The organism is uncultured Brachyspira sp., assembly GCF_949287625.1.
In the GTDB taxonomy this organism is placed as follows: Bacteria; Spirochaetota; Brachyspiria; order Brachyspirales; family Brachyspiraceae; genus Brachyspira.
The window spans coordinates 1-13,493 of sequence record NZ_CASEGO010000113.1; the positions used below are offsets into that span (position 1 = coordinate 1).

The 13,493-nt window shown below is 27.6% G+C and carries 14 protein-coding genes; 12 read left to right on the top strand and 2 right to left on the bottom strand.

The genetic code is table 11. The features are described 5' to 3' along the window. Nucleotides 1-513: 513 nt before the first annotated feature. Nucleotides 514-1,527 (bottom strand): AAA family ATPase, encoded by a 1,014-nt coding sequence (locus Q1X91_RS13455; RefSeq protein ID WP_300758581.1) that lies wholly within the window; start codon nucleotides 1,525-1,527, stop codon nucleotides 514-516. Nucleotides 1,528-1,731: 204 nt separating this feature from the next. On the opposite strand from Q1X91_RS13455, the gene hisA reads away from it, so the two are divergent. The 10 genes from hisA to Q1X91_RS13505 all read left to right on the top strand — a co-directional run bounded on the left by hisA (nucleotide 1,732) and on the right by Q1X91_RS13505 (nucleotide 11,222). Then, nucleotides 1,732-2,448, top strand: a complete 717-nt coding sequence (hisA, locus tag Q1X91_RS13460; RefSeq protein ID WP_300758584.1) for a 1-(5-phosphoribosyl)-5-[(5-phosphoribosylamino)methylideneamino]imidazole-4-carboxamide isomerase — start codon at nucleotides 1,732-1,734, stop codon at nucleotides 2,446-2,448. Nucleotides 2,449-2,472: 24 nt separating this feature from the next. Then, nucleotides 2,473-3,426 (top strand): FkbM family methyltransferase, encoded by a 954-nt coding sequence (locus tag Q1X91_RS13465; protein ID WP_300758587.1) that lies wholly within the window; start codon nucleotides 2,473-2,475, stop codon nucleotides 3,424-3,426. A gap of 112 nt (nucleotides 3,427-3,538) precedes the next feature. Further along, nucleotides 3,539-4,063 carry a polymer-forming cytoskeletal protein gene (locus Q1X91_RS13470; RefSeq protein WP_300758590.1) on the top strand — a complete coding sequence of 175 codons (525 nt, stop codon included), beginning with the start codon at nucleotides 3,539-3,541 and terminating at the stop codon, nucleotides 4,061-4,063. Between the two features lie 20 nt (nucleotides 4,064-4,083). Further along, the gene (gene map / locus Q1X91_RS13475; protein WP_300758593.1) at nucleotides 4,084-4,878 is read left to right on the top strand and encodes a type I methionyl aminopeptidase; all 795 of its coding nucleotides are present in this window, start codon (nucleotides 4,084-4,086) and stop codon (nucleotides 4,876-4,878) included. 88 nt (nucleotides 4,879-4,966) lie between these two features. Next, nucleotides 4,967-5,797 carry a hypothetical protein gene (locus Q1X91_RS13480; protein ID WP_300758596.1) on the top strand — a complete coding sequence of 277 codons (831 nt, stop codon included), beginning with the start codon at nucleotides 4,967-4,969 and terminating at the stop codon, nucleotides 5,795-5,797. A 126-nt stretch (nucleotides 5,798-5,923) separates the two neighbouring features. Next, complete coding sequence (locus Q1X91_RS13485; protein WP_300758598.1) at nucleotides 5,924-6,856, top strand: hypothetical protein; 933 nt, start codon at nucleotides 5,924-5,926, stop codon at nucleotides 6,854-6,856. A gap of 202 nt (nucleotides 6,857-7,058) precedes the next feature. Continuing rightward, nucleotides 7,059-7,733 (top strand): L-serine ammonia-lyase, iron-sulfur-dependent subunit beta, encoded by a 675-nt coding sequence (gene sdaAB / locus Q1X91_RS13490; protein ID WP_300758600.1) that lies wholly within the window; start codon nucleotides 7,059-7,061, stop codon nucleotides 7,731-7,733. A 46-nt stretch (nucleotides 7,734-7,779) separates the two neighbouring features. Then, entirely contained in the window at nucleotides 7,780-8,661 is an 882-nt protein-coding gene (gene sdaAA, locus Q1X91_RS13495; protein WP_300758603.1) for an L-serine ammonia-lyase, iron-sulfur-dependent, subunit alpha, read from the top strand. A 1,163-nt stretch (nucleotides 8,662-9,824) separates the two neighbouring features. After that, a complete protein-coding gene (locus tag Q1X91_RS13500; protein ID WP_300758606.1) occupies nucleotides 9,825-10,799 on the top strand; it encodes an ankyrin repeat domain-containing protein in 975 nt (324 codons plus the stop codon). 84 nt (nucleotides 10,800-10,883) lie between these two features. Continuing rightward, on the top strand, nucleotides 10,884-11,222 hold the full coding sequence (locus Q1X91_RS13505) for a hypothetical protein (RefSeq protein ID WP_096735771.1): 339 nt from the start codon (nucleotides 10,884-10,886) through the stop codon (nucleotides 11,220-11,222). Nucleotides 11,223-11,353: 131 nt separating this feature from the next. On the opposite strand, the gene Q1X91_RS13510 is transcribed toward Q1X91_RS13505, so the two are convergent. Then, entirely contained in the window at nucleotides 11,354-12,031 is a 678-nt protein-coding gene (locus Q1X91_RS13510; protein ID WP_300758611.1) for a hypothetical protein, read from the bottom strand. 309 nt (nucleotides 12,032-12,340) lie between these two features. On the opposite strand from Q1X91_RS13510, the gene Q1X91_RS13515 reads away from it, so the two are divergent. Then, nucleotides 12,341-13,027, top strand: coding sequence for a TrkA family potassium uptake protein (locus Q1X91_RS13515; protein WP_013114515.1), 687 nt, complete (start codon nucleotides 12,341-12,343; stop codon nucleotides 13,025-13,027). 2 nt (nucleotides 13,028-13,029) lie between these two features. After that, nucleotides 13,030-13,245 carry a DUF2905 domain-containing protein gene (locus Q1X91_RS13520; RefSeq protein ID WP_300758618.1) on the top strand — a complete coding sequence of 72 codons (216 nt, stop codon included), beginning with the start codon at nucleotides 13,030-13,032 and terminating at the stop codon, nucleotides 13,243-13,245. Nucleotides 13,246-13,493: the final 248 nt, after the last annotated feature.

The window sequence follows — 13,493 nt, forward strand, 5'->3', positions numbered from 1 at the left end:
CATAAACGAATACATTCAGCTTTAAATTATGATACACCTATGTTATACTTCAAAAAGATAAGGAATACTTAAATGCAATATGTATGGCACCCATGCAAATATTATTTTAAATTTATTATATACTTCATTATTGATTTTTTGTGATTTTTATAATTAACTCTTTTATTAAAGTTTCTGCTGCAAAAAATAAATTTAATAATTTATTATAAACTACCCGCCCTTTATATTTCATTGTTTTATTTTAAAATCTTAATTTTTATTATTTTTATAGTCTAATTAGAAATTAGGGCACCCACCCAAGAGTTTATTAAATTTAAAAATATTCATCTACGCACGGTAAGCTGAATCTTATATATAAAATAAAATTATAATTTATAATTGGTTTATATTTAAAATTTCGTTTAACGTGCGTTGTAAAGACTTTAAATTTTTAATAAAGCTATACTATATTATTAAATATATGAAGTAAATATTATCTTTTTTATAATTTGAAATATTTTTAATTTTTTATAATTAATTAATTTTTTCAATCAGCTCATTTATATTGTCTGTATTATAATTGTAAGACTTGAAGCCTTCATTTTCTGTATTTACTATATTTATAATGTTTACAGTATCTTTTATATCATTGAATTCATCATTAACTATTTCAGATAATAATTTTAATATTTCAATATTTTGTATTGTAAAAAATATCTGAGTATCATTATTTTTACTCAATTTTAATAAGTTTTTTAATAAATTTCTAATAGTTTCTTTATCAAGTCCGTTTTCTATTTCATCAGCTAAAATGGTTCTGAATTTATTTATAATTATTGGAAGTATTACAGATAAATATTTTTTTAATCCGCTTCCCATTAAATTTAATAATACTAATTCATTTATTCCTTCAATATTAAGGTATATATCATTTTTTAATACATTAACTGCTTTTATGTTTTTATTAAAAAATGAAATCATTTCTATTAATTGCTGTTCATTTTTATTTTTTATAATTTCTATTAAGTAATTACTAATTGACTGATATTCTATGATATTTGGTATATATACTTCTGTTTTATTATCTATATTTTCATTTTTCCTATTCATCATGTATATTGTATTATTGATATTTGGAATGGTTAATTTTTTTTCTTCTATGGAGTCAGAATCTTCATTTGTAATAATAACGCTGTAATTTAGTTCTATATTATCATCATTAAGTATTTTACCATCTTTTAGTATTGGGCTCATATTTATATCGTAGTTTGTATTATCATATTTATTATAATTAAAATTTATACTGTTATTGTAGTCAAAATTATAAAAGAGTGTTTTAATTTCAGTTTTATTTTCTTTAATTCTGCTTATATTTTTTATATTTTCTATAATATTTATACGTGATTGTGAGAGTATGAGCATTATTGCTTCAAGTAGGTTGGTTTTACCAGAGTTATTTTTACCAACCAAAAAGTTTATTTTTTTTATATTGTCTATTTTAATAGAGCTGAAACCTTTGAAATTTTTTATATATAAATCTTTAATCATAATAAAACCTGCAAACTTTAAATTATTTTGTATTTATATCGGAGTTTTTAAAAATAAAATGAATTTTGATATTATTGATTTTACGATTATAATATAATGAATAATATAATTATCTATTAAAAATTGTAAAATTATTTTTATTTTTATATAATATGTTATAATGTTATCATAATAAAAGAAAATAATAATTAGGGATTTATAAATATGTACATATTGCCAGCAATAGATTTAAAAAATGGAGAGGTAGTAAGACTTGTAGAAGGCGATTATAATAATAAAACAACTTATTTCAAAGACCCTTTAGAAGTTCTTGATTTTTTTATAGAAAGCGGAAGCGAGTATTTGCATATTGTTGATTTGGACGGTGCAAGCGACGGAGAGACAGTTAATTTTAAGACTATAGAAAAAATAATAAAAAGATGCAGTTTATTTGTAGAGGTAGGCGGCGGTATAAGAAATGAAGATACTATAAAAAGATATTTAGATATAGGTGTAAAAAGAACTATATTAGGTACTGCTGCTGTTGAGAATCTTGATTTTACAGAAAGTATGATTAATAAATATAAGGAGAATATAGCTGTTTCTATTGATTCAAGGGACAGAATGATAGCAATAAAAGGCTGGAAAGAGATTAACAGACAAGATTCTGTAGAGTTTTGTGTTAAACTTAATAATATGGGTATTGATACTATAATATATACTGATATTTCAAAAGATGGTAAATTATCTGGTACTAATTTAGAAATATATAAAGAGTTAAGAGAAAAACTTTCATGCAATATTACAGCTTCAGGGGGAGTTACTTTTGAAGAAGAGATTATAAAATTGAGAGATATGAATGTTAATGGGGCTATAGTTGGTAAAGCCATATATGAAGGTAAAATTGATTTGAAAAATATAATAAATATTGCAAAAAACTAATTATATTATTAGTAGGTATATTTTATGAAGGATATAGCAGAATTATTAGAAGAGTGTAGAAATACAGTAAAAAATAAATTCACTAAAGAAGAAATAGAGAAAATAGAAGAGAGCGATAATTTCATAAAAGCTATGATTGAAGAAGATAATTTTAATATTTTTTATAACATGCTTAATGAAAATTATTCAAAGGAAATTTTTAAGAAAATAGTAAGGTATAGATATATGCTCTCATTTTATAGAGATGCTTTTAATAATAATAAGGAAAAAATAAAATTAAGTATGAAGTACGGTTCTATTAATATATTTTCTTGGGGATTTAAGAGACTATTATTTGCCTTACAGAAATATAAATATCCAAGTGAGATAGAGAACTTTCTTCTTTTTTATATATTTGGGCTTAAACAATACAATGTAGAAAATATTTTTGAAGTAAAAGATGACAGCATAGTATTTGATATAGGAGCTTGGAAGGGAGATACGGCTTATTTCTTTTCTAAAAGATGCAATGATAATGCCAAAATATACGCTTTTGAGCCTGATGAAAATGCTTTTTGTACTTTAAAGTCAATAAAAGAAAAATATAAATTGAATAATGTTATACTTAAAAATATTCTTTTTTCTGATAAAAGTAAAACGGTTGATTTTGTATCTATGACTCCTGATACGCCTTCTGTGAAGATGAATGCTATTACAATAGATGAATTTGTAACAAATAATAATATAGAAAGAATAGATTATTTAAAGATGGACGTTGAAGGTGCTGAGTTGTATATACTTAAAGGAGCAGTAAATACTATTAAAAGTTTAAGACCTTCTCTTGCTATTGCTGTTTATCATGGAGGCGAACTTTTTATGGAAGATTTTTATAAAGTTCCAGTATTTATAAATGAAATAACAGAAAATTATGAGTATTATATAAGGACATTTTCTCCTTGGGGCGGCGAGACGGTGCTTTTTTGTAAACCTAAAAAATAGAAAAAATAATAAAAATATGTTATAATATTACAGTAACAGCTTACTAATCGATGATATTGACTTTTTATAAGTATCTTATAAAATCAAACTATATATTTAGGAGATTAAATTTATGGCAAAAAGAGATATGATAAACAGTGTTATAGGAGACGGCTCATCATTTAAAGGTACTTTTATTGTTAAAGGTTCTTTTCAAATAGACGGGAAATTTGAAGGCGAATTAAAAATAGACGGTCATTTAGTTATAGGACCTAATGGTAAAGTAAAAACGAGTACAATTATTACAGAAAGTATTACAATAGCAGGTACTTTGATTGGAAATATTGATGCCAGAAGAGAAGTAATATTGATAGAAACAGGAAGAGTTTTAGGAAATATAGAAGCTCCTAAAATAGATGTAGGCGAAGGTGCTGTTATACAGGGGGAAATGACTATTACAGGCGGTCAGAAAAAAGATATTTCAAAAGTTGTTGAAGAATCATTTACAGGTGTAAAATCAGAAGATAATTCTTTTGATACCAGTAATAATTCATCGTCTGCTAATTTAGAAAGTAATAATAATATAGAAAATAATACATCATCTGCAGATAATAGTAGTTTTGACAGCAGTTCTCAAAACAGCAGCAGTATTTTTTAAATAATAAAGGTATATAAAAAATGGCTATAAAAATAAAAACTCCAGCTGAGATTAATTTAATGCGTGAAAGCGGTCATATATTGGCTAATGTATTTAAAGAAGTAGAAAAGATTGTTCAGGCAGGCATTTCAACCAAAGAAATAGACAAATTTGTGTACGATTATATAAGAAAGCATAATGCAAAACCTTCATTTAAAGGTTATGGTAATCCTCCATTTCCAGGTTCTATATGTTCTTCTATTAATAATGAAGTAATACATGGAATACCAAGCAAAAAGAAGATATTAAAAGACGGAGATATAATAGGTCTTGATATAGGCGTATATTATAAAGGCTATCATTCGGACAGAGCATTTACTTTTAAAGTGGGTAATGTATCTGAAGAGGCTTCAAGGCTTATTGATAAAACTATGGAGTCATTTTTTAATGGTGTTAAACAAATTAGAAATGGTGTTCATTTGGGTGATGTTTCTTATGCCATACAGAAAACAGCAGAAGATGCCGGCTATTCATTAGTAAGAGAGTTTCAAGGTCATGGTGTAGGAGCTAATTTGCATGAAGAGCCTGCTGTACCTAATAGAGGAAAACAGGGTACTGGACCTATACTTAAAACTAATATGGTTATAGCGATAGAACCTATGGTTAATATGGGGCATCATGCCATACTTATAGAAGATGATGATTGGACTATTATCACTAGAGACGGATCATTATCAGCTCATTATGAACATACAGTTGCTGTTAAAGAAGATGGAGTAGAAATACTTACAGCTTTGGAAGATGATGAGATAGTAAAAAAGTATATGAATAGTTAATTATTTAAGGCAAAAATTATATAATGTAAAAATTATATTATACCGATAAGTATTTATATAATAATATTTATTTTGATGTAGCTTATTTATGAAACGTATATTTTTAATATTTAATATATTAGTATTCAGTACTTTATATGTATATGCACAAGGTCAGTCGCTTAATGTTCCAAACAGAACAGCTGATACAGTAAGAACCGTTACAATAGATACCAATATGTACAGTTCATTATTTAACGGCAAATTAGAACCTGCTTGGGTATATATAGGAGAAGCTAAGAGAGCCATATATAATGGCGATATTCCTTATGCTTTATACATTATGAATAAAACTGTAATGTACTATCCTAACAATGCCGATGCTCATTATTTTTTGGGCTTAATATATGAAAAAGAGGGCGGAAATCCTGCTGAGCAAGGCGGTGCTGCTTCTTATCGTTTGGCTATAGAAGAGTACAGAAAAGCTATTAATTTAGCTGCTAATCTTACAATACCTGCTTATAAATTAGATGCTTATTTCAGTCTTTTATATATCTATGAAAAGCTAATCGATGAAAATAATTATGCCAATATAGAAAAAGAAATTATTTCTATGGCTGAAAATACATATGTAAATAAAGAAAAAGGAAGAATATATTTCAGATTAGCAGAGCATTATGGTAATAGAAACAGAGGCACAGCTGCAATTGATTATTACAGACAGTCTTACCTTAACGGATATAGACAAAAATTATCTCTTTTTAGAATGTCTTTAATTTACAGAAGAATGCGTAACTATGTTCAGGAAAAAGAGACTTTGATGCTTGCAAGTAAATATAGCTTTGATAATGTAGAACCTAGTAATTTTGATGTAGAAAAGGCTATAGTTCAAAGATTAGAGGCTTTGAAGAATGTCAGAATACCTAAAAAATTGAATTAATAGTATTATATAAGGCAGTGATAATTTTTTATCATTGCCTTTTTATTTGCATAAATATATATTGTTAAAAAGTCTTTATTATATTATTATATAGCAATTCAAAATAATAAAAATAGAGAAATAAAAATGAAAGCGATTATTATATCATTAATGCTATTATTTATATCAGCATTACTTTTGTACCCTCAGGAAAATGAATTAAATAATAATAATGAACTAAATTATTTATCAGATGATTATACTTTCACTAATCCTTTTCGTATATATAGTATCGATAAATATTATATGGGCTGGCAGGATCCTAGGGCTTTTATAGGACGTATATTATTTGGAAAGAATTTTAATGTAGAAAAGAATTTATCACTTATAGCCCCAGATGCTAATTGGGATTTTAAATCAATATCAGTATATGTAGAGGGACGCCTTGCAAGCGAGATAATGTTTTACAGAAATAAATATTTTTCTGTAGGTATGGGCGGAGCTATGGAGATATCTATACTTGGAAGAAACAGCGGATTATTTGATGTATATGATTTTTCTGGTCAGTTTATGGTATTTGCTGATCTTTGGCTTCAGAATCTTGTTGGAATTAATATGAAAATAAGATTTATACCAATGTATCATCAGTCAACACATTTGGTAGACGGTTTTAAGGGAGATACTTCAATAAAAAGCGGAAGCAGCTATGAATTTGGTTCTATAGCAGTTTATTATTATATTAAAAATTTCAGTATATATTTAGGTTCTGAAATTTCTTATAATGCTGTTGGAAACAGTCCTCAATTATTTAGAATACATACAGGTCTTGACTATAGATTTCCTTTATATAAAGATCAAATCAGTTTAATAACTGGAATAAATATTGCAGCTATTTTGGATAAAAAGGATAAATTAGGACTTATAAAAGATCCTTGGCATGCAGCTGTTAATTTCGGACTTGGGGTAGAGTTTTACAGATATGCTGTAGCTTTGAAAGTAGGTTATGGTAAGCCTAGAGGGGCTTCAAGTTATTTTGGGTATGAAACTAAGGTGGGACTTGAAATAAGTTTATTATTTTAAACTTTTTATAAACTAAATATTTTTTATTTATACATTCTTAAGTATATTATAATATAATAAATATTACAAAAAAATACTATATAAAGTAAATAATATTTAAAAAATTATTATTTTTATTATTATTTTTGTTAATAAAATAAATAATGTCTTACAAAAATCGTTTATATATGTTAAATTATAGTTAAATAAATGGAGGAAAATTATGGCTACATTATTTGATATAATAGGTCCTGTAATGATAGGTCCTTCAAGTTCGCATACAGCTGGAGCTTGCCGTATTGGAAAACTTGCCAAAAAAATTTTAGGTGAGGATGTAAAAGAAGCAAAAATTTATCTTCATGGTTCTTTTGCTTTAACTTGGAAAGGTCATGGTACAGATAAGGCTATTTTGGCTGGACTTTTAGGCTTTGAAACAGATGATCCTAGACTTAGAGATAGTTACAGTCTTGCTGATAAGGCTAATCTCAAATATGAATTTATACCTACAACTTTAAGAGATGCTTTTCACCCTAACAGTGTTTATATTGAAGCTAAAGGAGAAAGTAATGAGATTAATATTCTAGCTTCATCTATTGGAGGAGGTTTAATAGTATTAGATAAGGTAAATGGTATAGAGGTTCATTATAAGGGCGATTTTCCAACTATTGCTATAGTTAACAAAGATGTACCTGGTATTATTGCTAAGGTTACTTCTATTATATTTGAAAATGATATTAATATTGAAAATATGAATGTAACACCGCAGTTTGAAGGTCCTAATAAGGGTTATGCTATTATTGTTATAGGTATGACCAATGTTATATCTAAAGAGATAGAGGAAAAAATAAGAAGTATAAAAAATATAAGAGATTTTGTATTTTTAGATAAATTGTATTAAAGAGTGTTTAGATAATAAAAAATATATATACGGAGAATAATATAGTATGGATATAAAATCTATAGAATCATTGGTAGCTATTGCTAATGAACAAAATAAAAAAATAAGCGATATAGTAATAGATATAGAAGCTAAGAGTGAAAAAACAGACAGACAGGCAATAATAGATAAGATGACTAGTTATTATGATATAATGAAAGAGTCTGTTGAAAACGGTAAAAAAGATAAATTTAATTTTGTAACAGGTTTGCAAAATGAATGTGTTGATATAGTAGAGAAATTCTATAAAGCTAAAAAAAGTATATTGGGAGAGACTGTAGGGGAGGTAGTAACTGCAGCAATGGCGGTTAGCGGATATAATGCCTGTATGGGTAAAATTATAGCAGCTCCTACAGCAGGAAGCTGCGGAATAATGCCTGCAGTACTTACAGTATGTGAAAATAGAGGATACAAAAAAGAGGATATAGTAAAATCAATGTTTACTGCAGCTGGTCTTGCTGATATTATAGCTCAGGTTGCTACATTTGCAGGTGCAGGCGGCGGCTGCATGGCTGAATGCGGAAGTGCTGCTGCTATGGCTTCTTCAGCCTGTGCTGAGATTATGGGAGGTACTCCAGAAGAATGTTCTCATGCTTTTGCTTTATCATTATCAGCTGTACTTGGTCTTATATGCGATCCTGTGGCTGGATTTGTTGAGGTGCCTTGTATGGGTAAAAATGTTATGTCTGCTGTTCATGCTATTGTATCGGCTGAGCTTGCTTGTGCAGGATTTAAGAGTGTAATACCTCCTGATGAAGTTGTGCTTGCTATGAAAGAAGTTGGTGATGGTATGGACGAAAGATTTAGAGAAACAGCTAAGGGAGGACTTGCAAATACTCCTACAGGACGTGCTATTGCTGAAAAACTTTTGGGAAGAATAAATAAATAATATATTATAAATATTTTTATAGGGCTTGCATTGTTTTGCAGGCCTTTTTTTATTATTACAAAAATTAAAAAATATACTTGTTTTAGAACTATTTTAATAATTATTAAATAGTTTGAAAATTACTTGCAAGATTGAGTATGAAATTATTTAAATTATAAATATAATGTTTTATATGTTGTATATACTTAAACATATATATTTTGTCAAAAATAAATTTTTAAATTTTAGATTTGTGGAGACTAGACCTGCGAAGCACACAGTAGTACCTGCTCTGTGTGCCTTCGACAGCGAAAGGCTATATTTCAGTCTAGATTTAGTAATTTATTCTACATGTAAAACATAAATTAGTACTATTTAGTATTATTGTTACACTTGCACTTTTTGGTTCTTTTTGCGGCGGGAAAAAGAACAACAAAAAAATTGACAAACTTAAGAATTTTTAGTATATACCTAAACAACTATAGTTTATAAAATTTTAATTATTTATAAATGTAATTATAATTTATTTATAATATAAGGTATTTTATCAATCAATAAAATATGTTTTAGATGTATAGTAAATTACTTATTTAGTATAATAATAGGTAATCAGCCGCATACCCTCACCACAGACGGACTTCGTCTCGGGTACTTCCTCACTTCGTTCGGTCGCGTTGACATTTGATAATGGTAGATAATACCGTGCGGTAAGTTGCACGTTAAGCGTCCCGAACGAAGATGAGGGAGAGCTTGCTGTTGACAAATTTAAAAATTTTCAGTATACAAAAAAATGAATATATACCTAAACAAATATATTTTGTCAAAAATGAAGTTATATTTTGTTTTTAATATATGGGGCTTTGCTGCGAAGCACACAGCCGTGCCAAACCCCACTTCTTTTGTGATGCTGTCCGCCTCGCTCTGCGTACCGTAGGCAGGTGTGGCACAAAGAAGCAAAAAGACTGCATATTTATATATTAAAATGATAAATCATACAACATGTAAAACATATGATTTATTTAATAATGTCAAGTAGTTTTGAAGCAAATCTAATAATACATTTACAAATATATAAAAAATTACAAAATAAAAAATTAATTATGAAACAAGTATAATATAATTTCTTGATATAATGTATAAGTTATGTTAATATATTAGTATACAATAGCTGTACGGAGATTATTATGAAAGTAATCATGCTCTTATTTTTGATGTTTATAGTATCATGTTCTCAAGGTTCTAATATTAATACTGATAAAAATACACAAACTAATGAAAATTCTATTATAGATGATAATATAGTTCATGATATGCCTTTGGAAGAGGCTTTAGCTGAATATGAAGAAAGCCCTTGTATTGACATAATAAAAGATTTGCTTTCTTCTGGTAATATTAACAATACTCTTACAGAAACTACAAATATAGTGAATTCTGAAGATACTGAATATGATCTTAGCGTTACTTTTGATGAGGGTACTACAGCATTAATGATAGCTTCTTATTACGGGTATGCTGATTTAGTAAATGCTCTTATACAAAATAATGCCGATGTGAATTTAAAAAATAAAAGAAATTATACGGCACTTTTATATGCTACGGATATATGGGCGAGACAGGGCATTGGAATATATGACAGTAATTATAATGTTGTTGAGCTTTTAGTTATGAATAATGCTGATGTTAATGCTGTTAATAATTACGGCTGGAGTCCTTTATTCTTTGCTGCGGACAACTCTAATTCTGATATAGTAACATTTTTGGCAGATAATGGGGCTGATATTAATTTGATATCTGATGAGGGAATAACACCTCTTTTAATAGCTAATGATGTGGAAAGTGTAAAAATATTGTCTAAAACTACTAATATAAATAAGGCTAATGCATCAGGTATAACCCCGTTAATAGCTTTTTCAGGACGTGAAATATCAATAGAAGCTATTAATATTTTGCTTGAGAATGGTGCTGATGTTAATAAAATAGATAAAGACGGAGAAACTGCTCTTTCTACTGCTATAGAAAATAGTAATTTTGAGGCGGCTTTGCTTCTTCTTAATAATAATGCCAATCCTAATTTGGCTAATAAAAAAGCTAAAGAACTTGCGGGTATTGCAAGAGAGTTGGGAGATGAAGAGGTAGCTTCTATATTGGATAAATATTAAATATTTTGACAATTTGGTTTATTTTGGTATATTTATTACATAATAAGTAAATATAATAAATTATAATATCATGGAGTTTTTATAATGTTTGACAACAATGTTCATTATATAAGAAAAGAGTTAGAATCAATTTATACTATTATAGTAGAGAATTTGGGAAAAGAATTGTTAAATACTGAAATCAAACGCTTGGAATATGAGCCTAAGATGGATAGAATTAATATTAACAACTTTATCTTTATAAGGCTTACTTTTGAAAATGAATATGATCATAAAGAGCTGTATTATGATATATATATTGAAGATGAAGACGGTAATGATGTTGAAAGGGCATTGATTAGTGTAGAAAAACCATTTACTAAAGTTGTTGATAAAATAGACTATTTAGTAAAATTAAATTATCAGGCTAATAATGATGATTAATAGTTATTTTGTATTTTAATAGAGTTTTTATTGTTAATTTAAATGATTACAGTAAAACTCTATTTATATAAAAAACAAGGAGGTTTTTATGCCTCCCTGTTTTTATATATTATTTTGGACTTATTTATAAATTAATTTAATGATTTAGTAGAAAGTACGAATTTATCTTCTGCGTATCTTTGAGTATTTCCGCTTATTATATCATCTAATTTTCTTTTTACTTCATCCTGAGTATCTCCGTCAACTATATATAAAGTATCTCTGTCTACTAAATAGTAACCTTCATATTCCATATCAGTTTCATATTTTCCGAATTCTGTATTTTTTACAACACATGCATTTTTATCTTTATTTGCTTGAGCATTAGGTATAGTAATATCTTCTAACCATTCTAATGTGGCATAATCATCTCTTCCGTCTACTATACCGTTTTCATATTCTCTTTTTACCATTTCAGATTTTTCATTAAAGAATACAAACTCTTCTTCGGTTTCTAATCTTCCGTCATCCATATCTTCTTCAGACTGATACCAAGTAGTAGAATATAATCTTTGTAATAAATTATATTCTGTTGCAGTAGTTTCTGCAGCAGCATTATTAACAGATACTGAAGCATTTATGGCTAAAGACTGAGTGCTTCCGTTCCAATCAGCTAATAAAGTACCTTCTCTTACTGTTTTATCATCGCTTGGTACAATAGTTGTTAATGGTTTATCTCCTGATAAAGCAGGGTTTGTTGGGTTATTTTTGCTGTTACAAGAAACTACTAATGCTGATAAAATACTTAATATTAATATTATTTTTTTCATAACTTTTTAATCCTCTGTATATTAATTTATTTATATAATAACATAATTTTCAAAAAAGTGTAAAAAAAATTTATTTTTTATATATTTTTTAAAATTTTTTTTATATATATAGTGATTATAGTAAATTATAATTACACAATAATGTGATTTATTTTTATATAATATTGATAATTTTACATAGTTACAAAATATAAAAAATATATACTATTTTATTTATAGTTTTTATGATAATTATAATAAATATTTTTTGACAATTTTTTATATTTATTCTATAATAAAATCAATTAAATAATATATAGGGGTATTAAAATGCTACAGTATGCCGTTATAGGTGTAGGAACTTTAGGTAAGGCTTTGATCAACAGGCTTATGACAAAACCTTCTATTGAAGTATTTGCTATAGATAATGATATTAATGAAATAGAAGCCATAAAAAATAATGTAACTCAGGCTATGAGGCTTGATTCCACTCAGAAAGAGGCATTAGAGGCTATTGAGATTAATAAATTTGATGCAGTTATACTTACAATAGGTGAAGATATGATGACAAGCATATTAACGGCTTTGCTTTTAAAAGAGCTTAATGTGAAAAATATTATAGCCAGATACTCCAATGAAAAGCATAAGGCAATACTCAGTATGATAGGTATAACGCATTTGGTAAGCCCTGAAGAATCAATGGGGATACATATAGCGGAGCAGCTTGAGGTAGGGGATACCGTTTTACTTTATGATCTGACAGAATATCATTCTATAGTAGAGTTTCCTGTTCATGGCGGCTTGGCTGGAAAGAATTTTAAAGAGCTTGACCTTAGAAAGAAATATAAAATTAATGTTGTAGCAATAAAGAAAGAAACTGTTGGTATATTGGGAGAAAAAAAGGTTGTTGTAGACTGTACTCCAGATCCTGATGAGCCTATGGTAGAAGGAGATATATTAATTATTGCAGGGCATGATAAAGATATAGAAAAAATGAATAAAAAGATGTCTGAATAATAATGAATACTCAGTTTGCTAAGATTTTTATAGTTATAGGAATAATATTTATAGTTATAGGCATACTTTTTTTGCTTAATATAAAGATTCCTTTCGGTAAACTTCCCTGTGATATAATAATAAAAAAAGAAAATTTTACTTTTGCTTTTCCTCTTATGACAAGTATTATAGCAAGTATAGTACTTTCTTTAATAATGTGGATAATTTCTAAATTCTAATAGTTATTTTTAGTATATACCTAAACGACTATAATTTGTCAAAAAATAAATTTTTAAATTTAGTATTTGTGGGGACTAGCCCTACGAAGTACACAGTCGTGCCCGCTCTGCGTGCCTTCGGCAACCCCAGTTCTTTTGTGACGCTGTCTGTGCTGTAGGCAGGTGTGCCACAAAGAAGCAAAAATGCTTTATTTTAGGTTAAATTTAATAATTTATTCTACATATAAGACATAATTAGTACTATTTAG